This window comes from Pectinatus sottacetonis, from assembly GCF_015732155.1.
GTDB classification, from domain to species: Bacteria; Bacillota; Negativicutes; order Selenomonadales; family Selenomonadaceae; genus Pectinatus; species Pectinatus sottacetonis.
The window spans coordinates 604,702-621,803 of record NZ_WIQK01000001.1 but is presented as its reverse complement, the minus strand read 5'-3'; the positions used below and the strand labels follow the sequence as shown (position 1 = coordinate 621,803).

Sequence of the window (17,102 nt, the reverse complement as noted above, 5' to 3'; positions counted from 1 at the left end):
AAGGAGAGTTTGTTAAATTTTATGAATCAAAATATAGCACCATTATTTGAAGCTATGGGTAAATATGTTGCAGATGGTGCGATTGCTTTTCATACACCGGGACATAAGCAGGGAAAAGTAGTTCCAACGGCAATTCGTAAAATTATTACACCGCTGGGATTAAAAATGGATGTTTCTCTCATGGATGAACTAGATGATTTATTTGAACCTGGTACATGTATAAAAGAAGCGCAGGAACTTGCTGCTGAATTATATGGAGCTGATGAAACTTTATTTATGGTCAATGGAACTACGGGGGCTATCCATGTAATGATACTTTCAGCTGTAGCACCTGGAGATAAGATTATTATACCGCGCAATGCGCATAAAAGTGTTTTAGGTGCACTGATTTTGTGTGGAGCAGTGCCTGTTTTTATTGAACCATTTATTGATGAAAAAATGGGAATAGCGATGGGGGTTACCGAAGAAAGTGTGCAAAATATTTTACAAAAAAATCCTGACGCTAAGGCACTTCTTTTAGTTTATCCTACATATTATGGTGTAGCCTGCAATATAAAAAAAATAGCTAAAATGGTGCATGATGCAGGGATGTTATTATTGGTAGATGAAGCTCACGGACCACATTTAAAATTTTCCTCGCACCTGCCCATTCAGGCTATTGATGCCGGAGCTGATATGGCAGCACAAAGTACCCATAAGATTTTGGCATCTGTTACACAGACTTCGATGCTGCATGTCAGTTACAAAAGAATTAGACGGGAACGGGTTCATATGATGAATGCGGTTATTCAGACAACAAGTCCTAATTATTTATTTTTGTCAGCATTGGATACTGTTAGAAGACAGATGGCGCAGTCTGGAAAAGTTCTTATAAATCGTGCCTATGAACTGGCCCAGCAACTGCGCAAAAATATAAATACCATTAATGGTTTATATTGTTTTGGTGATGATATCGTAGGAAGTGATGGCATTTTTGCCCTTGATTATACTAAGATTACTGTAACTGTGAAGCAGCTTGGAATAACAGGGTATAAAGCCGAGCAGATTCTGCGTCATAAATATAAGATTCAGTGTGAATTAGCTGATATGTACAATGTTTTATTTATAATATCACTGGCTGACAGTAATAAAGAAACAGCAATATTATTAAAATCATTATCTTTGCTGGCATATGAATATGCTCAAAATAATGCACCTTTAAATATTAAACTGAAAAAAATGCCGCTTCCAAAAATGATTATACCGCCGCAGCAGGCCGTATATGAAGATTATACAACTATTCCTTTTAATGAAAGTAAAGGGTGTCTTTGTGCAGAAACGATAACTTTTTATCCTCCGGGTATACCCTTGATTTATCCTGGAGAAGTAATATCATCAGAAATTATAGAATATATTATTCAAGGCAGAAAGTATGGTGGAAAAGTAGTTGGGCCATTTGATAATGAATTAAATACAATAAGGGTGATCAAATGATACGGGGAAAATTGATAATAATAGAAGCAGGAGATGGATCAGGGAAAGCTACACAAACCAATAAACTATATACTCACTTACAAGAAGAGCATAAAAATGTTTATAAGGTAAGCTATCCTGATTATGAAAGTGAATCATCAGCATTGGTAAAGATGTATTTGCGAGGAGCTTTTGGCAAGTCTGCTAATTCAGTTAATGCCTATGCAGCGTCTACTTTTTTCGCTGTCGATAGATATGCTTCATATCGTTTGAAATGGGAAAAAAACTACAAAGAAGGAGGTATTATACTAGCTGATCGTTATACTACCTCAAATATGGTACATCAGGCTGTTAAAATAAAAGAAAAGCAGGCGCGGGATGTATTTCTTGACTGGCTTTGGGATCTGGAGTTTGTAAAGATGGGGATGCCTAAACCCGACTTAGTTATATTTCTTGATATGCCGCCGGAAATAAGTGATAAACTTTTGGCAGACAGAGGAACATCTTCAGGGGAAAACGATATTCATGAACTGGATAGGAATTATCTGCATCACTGCCATGATGTATATAAAAAAATGGCTGACAAATATGACTGGAAAACAATTCCCTGTTCTGAAAACAGCAGGATCCGTTCAATAGACGATATTCATTCTGATATATATGATTTAGTGACAGAGCTGTTAAATAAGTGATTTTATTGCTAAATTATATAAAACCAATTATAATTATTAATTAATAGATGAAAAATTTTCTTTTAGCTTATATCCAATGGTGAGTATCAGAAAATTACAGATAAATTTGTTTAAGTAAAAAACAAAAATTCTACTATTTCTAAAGAATATGTGGGTAAAAAAGATAATTTGTAAAATGGTGAATGGATGAGTACTTGCTTATGGCAGAAATTGCATCGAAGAGAAATTCGCTGATTCAAAGATCGTGAGAAGGTTGTCGTATATTTTTAGGGGATAGTAAATGTGAATAAAGTAAGGTGACAGATATGATAAAAATAGATTCGCTTAATCCGAAGGGGCAGTTATTCAAGCCGGCAGAAAATAACCGTGATGTGCAGGTAAAAGAACATACTGATGATTTTTCCATGGAACTTGAGCATAACCAAGAAGATCTATCCATGGAACAGTTAAAAAAATTATTTGATAAAGTATCTGAGCAGGGGGAAAAGCTTACTAAAACACCTACTTATGATGAATTACGTTCATATCGTGATGTAGTAAAACAGTTTATTGGAGAAGCAGTTACACGCATGTATTCTATGCGTTCACAATCAGGCTGGGATAGGCTGGGCCGGCAAAAAATCTATACAACAGTCAGAAAAGTCGATTCTAAATTAGAAGAGATGGCCGAAGAAATTCGCTTAGGTCAGGCAAGTGCTCTTACTATAGCGGCAAAACATGAAGCTATACGTGGGATGCTTGTTGATTTGTATATGTGATGGACTGGCAGAAAATAGTAGGACATGAACATATAATTGACAGTCTGCAAAGAATGGTAAAGGATGAAAACATGCCGCACGCATTACTGTTTTTTGGCATGAAGGGCATAGGAAAATATTTGACTGCGAGAATACTGGCTAAGGCCTTATTGTGCGAAAAGAATGATGGACCATGTGGTCACTGCTCTTCTTGTAATGCTTTTTCCCACGGTGTACATCCAGATTTTTTTGTAATAAAACCAGATGGAAAAACTGTAAAAATGATTAAAATAGAACAAATTAGGGAAATGAGACTCAATATCTCATTAGCCCCGTATTTAGCAGATAAACGCGTGATTATTATAGATAATGCTGATACTATGAATGAAACAGCAGCTAATGGTTTGTTAAAGACATTGGAAGAACCTATAGGAAAAGTGTTTTTTATATTAGTTGCAAGCAATCGGGAAAAGCTCCTGCCTACAATACTATCTAGATGTATGCAGATTTATTTTGCCCCTTTGAAAAAAAATCAGATTAGGCAGATCTTGTATAAAAGGGGAATAGCAGAAGAGACTGCCCGGAGTTTATGCAGTCTGTCTGGAGGAAGTGTTGAACAAGCATTAGCATTATATGAAAATGGTGGGTTGGAAAGTCGTTTATCAGCTTTTGCGTTTATGCAGAATATTTTTAAATATACTGATGAAGATATATGGAAGAAAACGGATGACTTATCATCTTTTACAAAAGAAAAATTTAGTGAATGGGTTTTTTATTTACAGATGTTTTGGCGTGATATGATAATTTTACAGCAAAAGAATAATGATGTGGAGTTATATAACAGTGATATAAAAAATGATTTGCTAAAACAGTCTTCATTTTGGGATATATCCTGTATATTTACAGCTATTGAGTATGCTGATGAAGTGCAGAAACGTCTTATATCTAACGCAGATTTAAGACTTATTATAGAAGCTTTTATGATAAAATTACGTGATTTGAAATAAGGAGTTATTTTTGTGCAAATAGTAGTAGGGATTCGTTTTAGAAAAGCGGGGAAAATATATTATTTTGCTCCCGGGAAAACTAAATTAGCAAACAACGATGGTGTTATTGTAGAAACAGCCCGTGGTGTTGAGTATGGCACAGTAGTCATAGAGGAACGCAGCGTTCCAGATAGTGAGATAGTCCAGCCTTTAAAAACTGTTTTAAGAAGGGCCACAGAAGAAGACTGCAAGAAAGTTACTGAAAATAGAGAAAAAGAAAAAGAAGCTTTTAAAATATGTGAAAAGAAGATAGCTATACATAATCTGCCAATGAAACTTATTGGGGTAGAATATACCTTTGATATAAATAAAATAATTTTTTATTTTACGGCAGATGGACGGGTTGATTTCCGTGAATTGGTAAAAGATCTAGCTGCTGTGTTCCATACACGCATAGAACTGCGACAAATAGGGGTAAGAGATGAAGCTAAAATTATGGGTGGAATAGGTTATTGCGGTAGAGCACTATGCTGTGCTACTTTTTTAGGTGAGTTTGAGCCTGTTTCTATACGTATGGCTAAAGATCAGAATTTATCGCTTAATCCTACAAAAATATCAGGTATATGCGGCAGACTTATGTGCTGTCTAAAATATGAAAATGATATGTATTGTAACTCCAAATGCTGCCGTAATACAATAATAGCACCGCCAAAACGTGGCAGCCGAGTAGTTTCGGTTGATGGCGAGGGAAAAGTCATATCTATTAATGAACAGAAACGTACGGCTACGATATTGCTGGATGACAAACATACTATAGTTGCTTCATGGGATGATGTTATTGAAAAAGACGAAGATGATATATGAACTTAATCCTTTTGAACGCATTGATGATTTATTGACAGATGGGCTTAAGATAATCCAAAATAAAAAAGAATTTTGTTTTTCCCTGGATGCTGTATTGCTGGCTCATTTTGTTAATGTAAAAAAGAAATACTGTGGAGTTGATTTAGGCACAGGAACAGGAGTTATTCCGTTGCTTTTATCTAAAAAAGTAGAAAAGATATATGCAGTGGAATTAAATCCCGTGATGATAGATTTAGCGCAGAGAAATGTAATCTTGAATAATTTAGCGGATAAAATAAGTGTCAAATCAGGCGATTACCGAAAAATAAGGGAATTTTATCCGCCGCAATTTGCTGATTTTGTAGTAGTAAATCCACCATATAGGCCAGTCCGGCATGGCAATATAAATGTTACTGCCGGTATAGCCAGTGCCAGGCATGAAATAACGGCTACACTGGCTGATGTAGTGAAAGCAGCTGCATATGTCTTGCGTTTTCGCGGTAAATTTGCAATGGTGCATTTGCCGGAGCGACTAGCAGAAATAATAGTTGAAATGAATAAAAATAATATTGTACCTAAACGTTTGTGTTTTGTCCAGCCGAAGAAGGATAAACCACCTAATATGGTACTTATAGAAGGAGTTTCAGGTGGAGCACAGGGAGGGCTTAAAGTGGATACACCGCTTATAGTCCACAATGAAGATGGTAGCTACACTAAAAATTTATTGGAGTATTATTATCCAGATGAGTTTGTTAATAAAAATATTTAGATAAAGGAATTTCTCTATAGGACAGAAAATAATATATAGGGAAATATTTTTTACACTAAAAATGATAATAAACAGAAAGAGAGGATTAGTGTGGATGCAAATGAGCTTATTGAATATGTGAGAACAATATTAATAGGATATTTTCAAAATCATGATTGGTATACAGGATTTTGCGCATTTCATCCAGAACATTTTTCTTTTATTTCTGTGGGAGTAGCAAAACCTATTAATTCCCATCACAGCTTGAAAAAGGAATTGCAACGGTTTACAGATAAATATAAGAATACATATATAAATGACCTAAAAGTAGAATTGGTAACAAATTGCAAGGCCTACGTTGTTATAACAGCTCGATTTAATATGCATATTGATGATTCTATGTGGGGAAAATATTATGAAAGTGCACGCTGCGTGAGCATGACTTTTATTCCATATAAAAATACATACAAGATAATAAATTATCATATTGCAAAGCCGAGCAATGATTTTAAGAAAAATGAATATATACCCCAGGAAATAAGTTCTGATAACTACCTGAATTTGGAACGTAAGTTGACTGAGAAAAAAGAACAGATTGAAATGATTCTAAGAACCACTGCCGGAGGGATGAAAGGCAGTTTTGACGATGATGATTATACTTTTTTTTATGTTAATGATGAATTATGCAGGATGTTGGGGTATTCCCATAAAGAATTTGTCAAAATGAGCCGAGGCAGTGTTGCTGGAATGATATACCCACCGGATGCCGGACGAGCGCTTACTGATATAAAAAAAGCATTGTCTAAAAATGAAACTTATACTACCTAATATCGTGTTAAGAAAAAAGACAATACTTTATTGTGGGTTATGGATTCTGGACGGAAAATAATAAACAGTAACAGGCAGATAGTAATAAACAGTATAATAACAGATATATCGCCATTAAAAAATGCTTTAGAAAGGTTGAAAATTGAGCAAAATATAAATGATATATTGTTTGATTTATCCGATGAAATAATTTTTCAGTATGATGCTATAAAAAATACGGCTATTTTAAAATTAAAGAATAAAAATAATAGTAATATTCATAAAAAGTTTTCCCTGCTCTCTACTAAAAAGCTGGAGCGATATGGGATAGTTGACGAAAGCATACAGAAAATAGAGCATTATATTATTAAGTTAAAAAATAAACTTTTTTTACATAGGCCGATTTTTGATTTTACTTTGCATCAGATATATAACAACAAACATATTTGGTGGCGGGTAAAAGGGATAGGAATACTTAATTCTGAACATAAAACTGTAAGAATGATAGGTAAATTAACAGATATTACCAATAATGTATGTCTTGAAGAAAAGAGCAGTCATGATTCTCTTACAGGACTTTATAATAGAGATTACCTTATAAATTATATTAAAGAAAATATAAATATAAAAAATGATGTTAAAAATTGCTATTATACGCTGGTTCTTTTTGATATAGATCATTTTAAAACAATAAATGATCTGCTGGGGCATCCTACAGGAGATAAAGCCTTATGTCTTATTGCAGATGTTTTATCAGCTAAATGTTCTTGTGATATGATTGCTGCACGTATCGGTGGTGATGAGTTTGCTATATTTGTTCCGCATATAGATGCACGTGATAAATTGAAATGCATACTAGTAGAAATTATAGATAATATAAGGGAAGAAGGCTGGAATAATCATATTTCGTTGAATTTGAGTATAAGTATTGGTGTGTCTTCTTTGTATAGTTATAGTAAAGACGTGTCTTTTAAGAAATTGTATAAAGAAGCAGATATAGCATTATATAAAGCTAAAAATAGTGGTAGGAGCCGCTATGTATTTTATGAATATGATGAAACCAAAACCACTTTGTAATAGAGTGGTTTTTTATTTAGGAGAATATATGGATACGAATAAAGAAGGAATATTATACTTAGTAGGGACGCCTATAGGAAATTTAGATGACATTACCTTTCGGGCAATAAAAATTTTGCAGCAGGTTGATTTAATAGCCGCTGAAGATACACGGCACACTCGTAAATTATTGACGCATTTTGCTATTCATACACCATTGACAAGTTACCATGAACACAATAAATTTGTAAAGGGACCAGAATTACTGGAACAATTATTACAAGGAAAAGAAATTGCTGTAGTGAGTGATGCCGGACTGCCGGGAATTGCCGATCCCGGCAGTCATATAGCCGCTTTGGCCATTGAAAATGAGATAAAAGTTTTTCCAGTGCCGGGAGCCAATGCAGCCTTGACAGCGCTTATAGCCTCGGGGCTTGATACGACAGCATTTTCTTTTATTGGTTTTTTACCCAAAAAACTGGCAAAAAGAAGAGAGATATTTGAAAAAATAAAATATCGTACGGATACACTTATTTTTTATGAAACACCGCATCGGCTAAAGAAAATACTGTGTGAGATTTCCGAAGCTCTGGGAGAACAAAGAAAGATAGCTGTCTGCCGTGAACTTACAAAAAAATTTGAACAATTTATACGTGGAACAATTAAAGATATTAATGAGTATTTTATTGATAATGAACCGCGAGGAGAATTTGTTCTGATTATAGAAGGAAATAATGAATCCTGTAATAATAAATTACAGGATAGGGTAGAGAAAGAAATAGAACCAATAAAATACATATTAAAACTCATAGATGAAGGTCTAATAAAAAAAGATGCGGTAAAAAAAGCCGCTAAGGATTTAAATTTGAATCGCAGAGATCTTTATAAATGTATGGTTGAATATAAAGGTGATGAAAAGCAGTTATAAGTCACAGGAACAGTAATTGATAAGCGGGAAAGTGGAAATTTTTCTTAGGATAAAGTATAATTTAACTTTACAGAACATATAATAAACATGGAGGGTTTTCTTTTGGAGAAAAAATCATTTTATATAACAACACCTATTTATTATCCTAGTGCCAAATTACATATAGGTCATGCCTATTGTACGACGATTGCGGATGCTATAGCCAGGTATAAAAGGTTGAACGGTTATGATGTATTCTTTTTAACAGGATCTGATGAACATGGTCAAAAAATACAACAAAAAGCAGAAGAAGCGGGAATAAGTCCTATTGAGTATGTAGATAAAATAGTTGCGGGTTTTCAGGATTTATGGAAACGCTTGAATATTTCCAATGATGATTTTATCCGGACAACGCAAAAACGTCATTATGATGTGGTACAGGAAGTATTCCGCCGTATATATAAAAAGGGGGATATCTATAAGGGCGAATATAAGGGCCTTTATTGTACTCCCTGCGAATCATTCTGGCTCGAACGACAGTTAGTAAATGGTAAATGTCCTGACTGCGGACGTCCAGTTAAAGAAGTGAGTGAGGAAGCGTATTTCTTTAAGATATCTAAGTATGCTGACCGTCTGTTGGAATATATTGAAAATAATCCAGAATTTATTCAACCTGTTTCCAGAAGAAATGAAATGATAAATTTTATAAAGCAGGGACTAGATGATTTATGTATATCAAGAACTTCTTTCAGCTGGGGGATACCGGTACCAATTGATACAAAGCATGTCATCTATGTGTGGTTTGATGCGTTAACTAATTATTTGACACCCATAGGATTTTTAGATGACCAGGAAAAATTTAAAAAATACTGGCCGGCTGATCTGCATTTAGTAGGAAAAGAAATAGTTCGTTTCCATACAATAATATGGCCTATTATATTAATGGCACTGGATTTGCCATTGCCGAGAAAAGTTTATGGTCATGGATGGCTTATAGTTGATGGGGATAAAATGAGCAAGTCCAAGGGAAATGTCATTGATCCTATTGGACTTATTGATGAGTTTGGAGCAGATGCAATAAGATATTTCCTGCTGCGGGAAATAAATCTGGGGCAGGATGGTAATTTTTCACGTGATGCATTGATAGCACGGATCAATTCAGACTTGGCAAATGACTTGGGGAATTTGCTGCACCGTACCCTTAACATGATTGATAAATTTAATGATGGTATTATAGGAGAAAAGGCAGCTGTCAGAGATGTTGACCAGAATCTGATTGCTGAAGCAGAAAAAACCATAAGAACTTATAAAGAACTTATGGATAATATGCAGTTGTCTGATGCTATAAAATTAGTATGGATGTTTATCAGCCGTTCTAATAAATATGTTGATGAAACTGCACCGTGGATATTGGGCAAAGATGAAAATAGAAAAAGTGAACTTAATCGTGTTCTTTACGATTTAGCAGAAAGCCTGCGTATTGTAGGTATCTTGATTTTTCCATTTATGCCTGGCACTGCACAGAAAATATGGAAGCAGCTTAATATAGCGGAGAAAATTGAAGACAGCAGTTTGAAGAACCTTAAATGGGGTGATCTGCCAGAAAATATGAAAGTAAATAAACCAGTACAGTTATTTCCACGAATTGAAATAGAAGAAAAACAAAATAGCAATAAATACATACAAACTGTTAAAGATGATGATAGTGAAAATGTAAAAAAGATAACTGCTGACAAAGACAGTGTTGGACTGATATCAATAAAAGATTTTTCTAAAGTTGATTTGCGTGTTGCGGAAGTAAAGGCAGTAATACCAGTGCCTAAAACAGAAAAATTATTACAACTTACGGTTGAACTTGATGGTAAGGAAAGGACGATCGTATCAGGTATTGCCAAGTTTTATACACCTGAAGAACTAGTTGGCAAACATGTGATACTTGTAGCTAATTTAAAACCGGCAAAGTTACGGGGGATTTTATCACAAGGCATGCTCTTAGCTGCCTCTAAAGGTGAAAAATTGAAAATTGTAGAAGTAGATATGCCGGTTGGAAGTAAGGTGAAATAATGCTTGTAGATACACATGCTCATTTAGATGATAAACAATATGATGCAGATAGGGATGAAGTTATAAAACGGGCTGCTGCCGATGATGTAAAATTTATAATAAATATGGGAGCAGACATTGCTTCATCACGGAAAGCATTAGTTGTAGCTGATAATTATGATATTGTTTATGCAGCAGTAGGTATACATCCAGAAGAAGCAGATGGGATGACATCTAAGGACGACTATATTTTATCTGAACTGGCAGAGGGGAAAAAAATACTAGCTATAGGTGAAATAGGACTTGATTATCATTTTAGGATGGATAACAAGGAAAAACAAAAAAATGTTTTTGTGCGTCAGCTGGATATTGCCAGGCAGCTGCATTTACCGGTAAGTATACATGCACGTGATGCCCATGGAGATTTAATGCAGATATTAAAAAAAGAAGGTCGTGGCGTAAGAGGCACAATCCATTGTTATTCCGGTAGTATGGAAATGGCCCGGGAATTATTTAAAATGGGCTGGTATATTGGAGCTGATGGTCCGCTTACCTTTAAAAATGCGGCAAAATTACCAGAGGTAGTGCAAAAAATGCCCTTAGAACGGCTCCTTCTGGAAACGGATTGTCCTTATTTGGCTCCTGTTCCTAAAAGGGGAAAAAGGAATGAGCCGGCATTTGTAAAATATACAGCGCAAAAGGTCGCGGAACTGCGCAATATTGCCTATGAAGAGGTTTCACGAATAACAACGGCAAATGCTGAAACACTTTTTTTAGAAAGATAAAATACAACAATATTATCCTGATTGTGTGTGTATTAGTCATATTGTTTATTTATAGTATAAAAAGAGTATAAATGTATATAGTTGGTACGTTGTTTTACAGTTGATCCTAGCGATTTGACAAAAGTGTAACTGCCATGTTATAATCGCAAAAATAGGAGGTAAGCAATGACTGTAAAAGAACTTTTATTACATCATACTAAATTCGCCAGAGTTTTATTGTGTACGACATTAATTTTTATAATGTCAGTAGTGGTTGGCTTTTCTAGAATAAGTAAAAATGTTTGTATTGTTGTTGATGGTCAGACAAAAATGATTAATACCATAAATAATGACCCGAAAGATATAATTAGGCAGGCCGGAATAAAAATCGGTACAGCTGATAAATATGTAATATCAACAAAAAATATAAAAGATGGAACAACCATAACGATACACAGAGCTGTTCCGGTAATGGTACAGCTTAACAATAACACTCAGAAAATAAAAACGACTGCTGGAAATGTAGAAAATTTATTGAAAAACCTAGGGTATAATCCCTTGAATTTTTATACTATGCCGGCAGGAAATGCAGCATTAAGTCCAAATATGTTAATACGCTTAGAACCATTAATAGATAAAATAATATTTCGTGAGTCGCAAGAACCTTTTAATACTGTTTATCAAAATGATGATAGTTTACCAAAAGGAGAAACCAAGGTAGTTCAAGAGGGTGCGAATGGTATAGCACGTTTTATGGTTAAGGAATATTATAAAGGCGGAAAAAAAGTTGATGAAGAAATCTTACAAAAATCGATGATTAAAAATTCTGTTCCCAAAGTAATAGCAAAGGGAACATATTCACCACAGACTGTTGTTAATGGTGAAATAATTCCGGCATATAGTTCTACTATGTATGTCGAGGCTACGGCATATTTACCGACAGATGGCAGCGGTAGCGGCTATACTGCAACAGGTATTGAGGCTCATCATGGTGTAGTGGCAGTTGATCCAGATGTAATCCCTTACGGGACAAGGCTGTATATACCCGGTTATGGAGAGGCTGTAGCAGCTGATACGGGTGGATTTTCCGGCAGAAGAATTGATTTATGTATGGACTCTTATTCAGAGGCAATGAGCTGGGGCCGTCGTAATGTAAAAATATATATTTTGCAATAGATACTGTGCCGTAAAGGCACAGCTTTTTTTTACCAGGAAAAGTAAAATCGGAATTTTATGTCAGAAAAATTTTTATGGGAGAAGAAAATGATAAAAGAAGTTTTAGTTGTAGAAGGGAAAATGGATGTTGTTGCTGTAAATAAAGCAGTAGAAGCTGACTGTATAATTACAGGTGGGTTTGGCCTGCAGAAACAAACTGTTGATAATATTCGGCATGCATATAAAAAAAGAGGTATAATAATATTCACTGATCCTGATACGGCTGGTGAGGCTATCAGACGATGGCTGATAAAGAGGTTTCCTAAGGCTAAACATGCTTTTATTTCTATAGAGGAAGCAAGTGCGCATAATGATATTGGGGTAGAACAGGCTTCACCTGATTCTATAAAAAGAGCACTCAGCAGGGTAAGAACGCCTAACTGGCAGGTGCAGAATATTTTTACTGCACAAGATTTGTTGCGAGAAGGTTTGAGTGGTGGTACCGAATCGTCTCATAAAAGAGCAAAACTAGGGACAATGTTAGGAATAGGTTATGCAAACGCAAAAGTTTTTCTGCAGCGTCTTAATACATATGGTATAAAGCGCGATGAATTTGAAAATGCATTGAAAATATTGCAAAAAGAGGTGAAGTGATGCAGCATCCGATAATTGCTAAAAGGGAAATAACCCAATATATACTAAAACGATTTGGTATTCGCATGAATAAAAAACTAGGGCAAAATTTTCTGATTGATGAGGGAATAATAGCAGGAATAGTCAATACTGCTAAAATAACGGCTGATGATGTAGTATTAGAAATAGGTCCGGGCATCGGTACTTTAACGCAGGGGGTGTTAGAAACAGGTGCTCAGGTTTATGCTGTAGAAATAGATAAAAAATTACTGCCAGTACTGGAACACACTTTAGAAGGATATGATAATTTAGAAATTATTAATGCCGACATATTAAAAACTGATATAAAAGAATTAATTGGCAACAGGTCGTTTAAAGTAGTGGCAAATCTGCCATATTATATAACAACACCAATTATAATGGCACTATTGGAAGAAGATTTGCCGATAACTCAATTGGTGACAATGGTGCAAAAAGAAGTGGCTGAACGGATGGCCGCTGTACCTGGCAGTAAAATATATGGGGCTTTGTCAGTGGCAGTGCAGTATTACAGCAAACCAGAAATTTCTTTCATCGTACCGCCAAATTCTTTTATGCCGTCGCCAGAAGTTGATTCGGCAGTCATTGTATGTGATATCTACAAAGATAAGCCGGTAAAACCTGTCGATAAAAAAGCATTTTTTCAGGTAGTTAAGGCAGCCTTTGGACAGCGTAGAAAAACATTAACTAATTCGTTAGGTCTGCTGGGACTGCCTAAGGATGAAGTGCGTGAATTATTGGCACAAGCGCAGATTGATGGTAGAAGACGAGGTGAAACATTGTCGCTGCAGGAATTTAAAATATTAGCTGATATTTTAGTGTTAAAAAAATAAATAGTCAGGACAGGGGCTTTATTTAAAATGTAATGGAGAAAAGATAATATGAAATTTATATCATGGAATGTAAATGGATTACGAGCTTGTGTAAAAAAAGGTTTTTTAGAATCATTTGCTCAGCTTGATGCAGATTTCTTTTGTCTGCAGGAAACTAAAATGCAGCCGGAACAATTGGCTTTGGATCTGCCTGATTATAAGCAGTACTGGAATAGTGCCGAAAAAAAAGGCTACTCTGGTACGGCTGTATTTTCTAAATATGAACCATTAAATGTTTTTTATGGCATTGGTATTGAAGAACATGATAAAGAAGGTCGTGTCATAACCTTGGAAATGCCGCAGTTTTATCTGGTTACCGTATATACACCTAATTCACAAAATGAACTAGCTCGTCTTCCTTATCGAATGGTATGGGAAGATGCATTTAGTGAATACTTACAGAGCCTTAAACAAAAAAAGCCTGTTATTGTTTGTGGTGATTTAAATGTTGCCCATAACGAAATAGATTTAAAAAATCCTAAAACAAATCACAAGAATGCCGGATTTACTGACGAGGAAAGAAGGAAATTTAGTGATCTTTTATCAAATGGATTTATAGATACATTTCGTTTTTTATATCCTGATAAGGAAAGTATTTATAGCTGGTGGTCGTATTTGAGAAAATCGCGTGATAGAAATGCCGGATGGCGTATAGATTATTTTCTTGTTTCAGATGCGCTAAAAGAGAATATAAAAGATGCATATATTTATAATGATATACTGGGCAGTGATCATTGCCCAGTTGGGCTGGTATTGAAAAACATATAAAAAATGATTGACAAGCTAAGTATTTGATATTATAATATTATATGTTTCACAGCTCGCCGTTGTGGCGGAATTGGCAGACGCAGCAGACTCAAAATCTGCCGCCTTCACGGGTGTGTGGGTTCGACTCCCACCAACGGCACCATAGAAGATAGAGGCTCCCCTTTTTAGGAGAGCTTTTTTGTTTTTTACAAGTAATTGATTAATAAAAACAGATACTTGCAATAAAAAAATATATATGATATGATAGTATCACTTTTAAATGTATATATGTAAAAAGCATGGAATGAGAAAAGTAAGCGATTATAATTATTACAGAGAATCTTGGCTGCTGAAAACAAGATATAAAAGTAATTGTTGAAGTTCACTCAGGAGCTGCTTACTGAAAATATGTAGGTAAAGCCGGAGCCCCACCGTTACAGAGGGGAGAGTATCAGCAGACAGCTTGTACTTTTATGAGATAAATCAAATTTTGATTTTATTAAGGTGGTAACGTGAGCGAGTCTCACCCTTTATGGGGTGGGACTCATTTTTTTTTAGGAGGGAGAACAAATGTTAGTGCTGGGTTTTTTAGGACCGTGCGGAACCCATAGTGAAGAAGCTGCAATGTATATAAATAAAGTGTGTGGGGGAAAATGGCAGCTGCAGCCATACCAAAATATTTATGAAACAATATATGCTGTCCACGAAGGAAAAATTGCTGCTTGTTTGGTTCCTATAGAAAATTCTATAGAAGGAACTGTAAGAATTACATTGGATACACTAGCCCACGATGTTGATTTGAAAATAAATATGGAACTTGTGTGGAAAATACAGCATCAATTATTGGCAAAAAACAATAAGAGAGATTTTAATAAAATAATCTCACACCCACAGGCATTAGCTCAGTGCTATAAGTACATAAAGAAGAATTATCCTTGTGCCAAGCTCATTGAAGCACCTAGTACAGCTGATGCAGCAGCAACGGCAGCAGTCAATGAAAAAACAGCAGCCATTGCTTCTAAAAGAGCTGGAAAATTATATAGGTTAAATATTATTGCTGATAATATCCAAGATGTTAACAATAATGTTACGCGTTTTGTACTTTTAAATAAAGAACAAATAGATTATGCAAAAGGCAATACAGGAAAAATATTATTGATTTGCCAAATAGATGGTGCAAAAGCAGGTAGCCTGTGTGAAGTGCTTATGATATTTGCCAAATATAATATAAACATGACACATATTGAATCAAGACCGGCAAGGACAAAATTAGGAAATTATATATTCTTCTTTGAAATAGAAACAGATATGGCAGGTGAAAAATATTTATCAGAAGCATTACAAAAAATTAAACAGAAATGTTTATGGGTAAAAAATCTAGGAACTTTTTCAGTATTAAAATAGTAAATAATGGAGGCAGACAAAAATGATAGTTATAATGAACCCGGATGCAACTTGCCGAGAAGTAAAAAATGTAGTAGATGCAATTGAAAATGTTGGAATGGAAGCAAAAATCATGGAGGGCAGTAAACAGAAAATAGTAGGGCTGATAGGTGATAAAAGCAATATTAATTCTTTATCATTAGAAGCATTACCTGGGGTTGATCATACGGTACCTATTTCCAAAAGTTATAAATTAGCAAGTCGTGAATTCCATCCACAGTCGAGCATTGTAAACATTGGTGGAATAAAAATAGGCCGGGGCAATTTTGTTATAATGGCGGGACCATGTGCTGTAGAATCACTGGAACAATTATTGGAATCGGCTAAAATAGCAAAAGCCGGCGGGGCACAATTTCTGCGGGGCGGTGCTTACAAACCCCGTACATCACCATATTCATTTCAAGGTTTAAAAAATGAAGGCCTTAAGTATTTGGCAGAGGCTAGAAATCAAACAGGATTGAAAGTTATAACTGAAGTAACAGAAGTTGAAGCTGTAGAAACTATAAGCAAATATGCAGATATGCTACAGGTAGGCGCCAGGAATATGCAGAACTTTCGTCTATTGAAAGAAGTAGGACAGACAAATATGCCTGTGTTATTAAAAAGGGGATTGTCAGCTACGTTGGAGGAATGGCTTAATGCAGCTGAATATATAATGAAAGAAGGAAATAATAATGTTGTGCTATGTGAGCGGGGAATACGTACATATGAAACATATACGCGCAATACACTGGATATGAGTGCGGTTGCAGCCATAAAGCATTTAAGTCATCTGCCAATAATAGTAGATCCGAGTCATGGCACGGGAAAATGGCGCATGGTGAAACCGATGTCGTTTGCAGCAGTAGCTGCTGGAGCAGATGGATTAATGATAGAAATGCATCCAGATCCGGCTAAGGCTTTATCCGATGGGCAGCAATCACTTACACCGGAAAATTACCTTGAAGTTACGAAGGGCGTCTATAAAATTGCTAATTTTATGAAACAGGAAAAATTAACAATAACCCAATTATGAAAAATATAGGAAAGAAATAAGAATAATAAAGTTATTAGCGGATAAAATATTAATACAACTGCCAAATCTTTGTTTTAAAGATTTGGCAGTTGTATTAATATAATAAAACAAGGAAAAGATAAAAAAGGAAGAAAAAAGATAAGAAAAAGTATTGACAAAATAT

17 protein-coding genes, 1 tRNA gene and 1 other annotated feature are annotated in these 17,102 nt (G+C 35.1%); all 18 genes read left to right on the top strand.

Annotated features, from left to right (window positions below; genetic code table 11):
• Positions 1 to 21 precede the first annotated feature (21 nt).
• The 18 genes from I6760_RS02895 to aroF all read left to right on the top strand — a co-directional run bounded on the left by I6760_RS02895 (position 22) and on the right by aroF (position 16,939).
• Positions 22 to 1,473, top strand: a complete 1,452-nt coding sequence (locus I6760_RS02895) for an aminotransferase class I/II-fold pyridoxal phosphate-dependent enzyme (protein WP_196593004.1) — start codon at positions 22 to 24, stop codon at positions 1,471 to 1,473.
• Positions 1,470 to 2,144, top strand: a complete 675-nt coding sequence (locus tag I6760_RS02890; RefSeq protein ID WP_196593003.1) for a dTMP kinase — start codon at positions 1,470 to 1,472, stop codon at positions 2,142 to 2,144. The genes I6760_RS02895 and I6760_RS02890 overlap by 4 nt, the downstream gene beginning before the upstream one ends.
• A gap of 305 nt (positions 2,145 to 2,449) precedes the next feature.
• On the top strand, positions 2,450 to 2,902 hold the full coding sequence (locus I6760_RS02885; protein ID WP_196593002.1) for a YaaR family protein: 453 nt from the start codon (positions 2,450 to 2,452) through the stop codon (positions 2,900 to 2,902).
• The gene (gene holB, locus I6760_RS02880; protein ID WP_231036315.1) at positions 2,902 to 3,888 is read left to right on the top strand and encodes a DNA polymerase III subunit delta'; all 987 of its coding nucleotides are present in this window, start codon (positions 2,902 to 2,904) and stop codon (positions 3,886 to 3,888) included. The genes I6760_RS02885 and holB overlap by 1 nt, the downstream gene beginning before the upstream one ends.
• A 12-nt stretch (positions 3,889 to 3,900) precedes the next feature.
• On the top strand, positions 3,901 to 4,731 hold the full coding sequence (locus tag I6760_RS02875; RefSeq protein WP_196593000.1) for a PSP1 domain-containing protein: 831 nt from the start codon (positions 3,901 to 3,903) through the stop codon (positions 4,729 to 4,731).
• Positions 4,721 to 5,479 (top strand): tRNA1(Val) (adenine(37)-N6)-methyltransferase, encoded by a 759-nt coding sequence (locus I6760_RS02870; protein ID WP_196594737.1) that lies wholly within the window; start codon positions 4,721 to 4,723, stop codon positions 5,477 to 5,479. The genes I6760_RS02875 and I6760_RS02870 overlap by 11 nt, the downstream gene beginning before the upstream one ends.
• A 90-nt stretch (positions 5,480 to 5,569) precedes the next feature.
• Positions 5,570 to 6,286, top strand: coding sequence for a PAS domain-containing protein (locus I6760_RS02865; protein WP_196592999.1), 717 nt, complete (start codon positions 5,570 to 5,572; stop codon positions 6,284 to 6,286).
• A 39-nt stretch (positions 6,287 to 6,325) separates the two neighbouring features.
• Entirely contained in the window at positions 6,326 to 7,342 is a 1,017-nt protein-coding gene (locus tag I6760_RS02860) for a GGDEF domain-containing protein (protein ID WP_196592998.1), read from the top strand.
• A 28-nt stretch (positions 7,343 to 7,370) separates the two neighbouring features.
• The gene (gene rsmI, locus I6760_RS02855; protein ID WP_196592997.1) at positions 7,371 to 8,249 is read left to right on the top strand and encodes a 16S rRNA (cytidine(1402)-2'-O)-methyltransferase; all 879 of its coding nucleotides are present in this window, start codon (positions 7,371 to 7,373) and stop codon (positions 8,247 to 8,249) included.
• Between the two features lie 102 nt (positions 8,250 to 8,351).
• A complete protein-coding gene (gene metG, locus I6760_RS02850) occupies positions 8,352 to 10,292 on the top strand; it encodes a methionine--tRNA ligase (protein WP_196592996.1) in 1,941 nt (646 codons plus the stop codon).
• On the top strand, positions 10,292 to 11,056 hold the full coding sequence (locus I6760_RS02845) for a TatD family hydrolase (protein ID WP_196592995.1): 765 nt from the start codon (positions 10,292 to 10,294) through the stop codon (positions 11,054 to 11,056). The genes metG and I6760_RS02845 overlap by 1 nt, the downstream gene beginning before the upstream one ends.
• Positions 11,057 to 11,221: 165 nt before the next feature.
• Positions 11,222 to 12,211, top strand: a complete 990-nt coding sequence (locus I6760_RS02840; RefSeq protein WP_196592994.1) for a G5 domain-containing protein — start codon at positions 11,222 to 11,224, stop codon at positions 12,209 to 12,211.
• A gap of 87 nt (positions 12,212 to 12,298) precedes the next feature.
• A complete protein-coding gene (gene rnmV / locus I6760_RS02835; RefSeq protein ID WP_196594736.1) occupies positions 12,299 to 12,844 on the top strand; it encodes a ribonuclease M5 in 546 nt (181 codons plus the stop codon).
• Entirely contained in the window at positions 12,844 to 13,695 is an 852-nt protein-coding gene (gene rsmA / locus I6760_RS02830) for a 16S rRNA (adenine(1518)-N(6)/adenine(1519)-N(6))-dimethyltransferase RsmA (RefSeq protein ID WP_196592993.1), read from the top strand. The genes rnmV and rsmA overlap by 1 nt, the downstream gene beginning before the upstream one ends.
• Positions 13,696 to 13,743: 48 nt before the next feature.
• Positions 13,744 to 14,502, top strand: a complete 759-nt coding sequence (locus I6760_RS02825; RefSeq protein ID WP_196592992.1) for an exodeoxyribonuclease III — start codon at positions 13,744 to 13,746, stop codon at positions 14,500 to 14,502.
• A 55-nt stretch (positions 14,503 to 14,557) separates the two neighbouring features.
• Positions 14,558 to 14,644 (top strand) — tRNA-Leu (locus I6760_RS02820).
• Positions 14,645 to 14,772: 128 nt separating this feature from the next.
• Positions 14,773 to 15,015 (top strand) — a binding site (T-box leader).
• Between the two features lie 36 nt (positions 15,016 to 15,051).
• Complete coding sequence (pheA, locus tag I6760_RS02815) at positions 15,052 to 15,885, top strand: prephenate dehydratase (protein ID WP_196592991.1); 834 nt, start codon at positions 15,052 to 15,054, stop codon at positions 15,883 to 15,885.
• Between the two features lie 22 nt (positions 15,886 to 15,907).
• A complete protein-coding gene (gene aroF / locus I6760_RS02810; RefSeq protein ID WP_196592990.1) occupies positions 15,908 to 16,939 on the top strand; it encodes a 3-deoxy-7-phosphoheptulonate synthase in 1,032 nt (343 codons plus the stop codon).
• Positions 16,940 to 17,102: the final 163 nt, after the last annotated feature.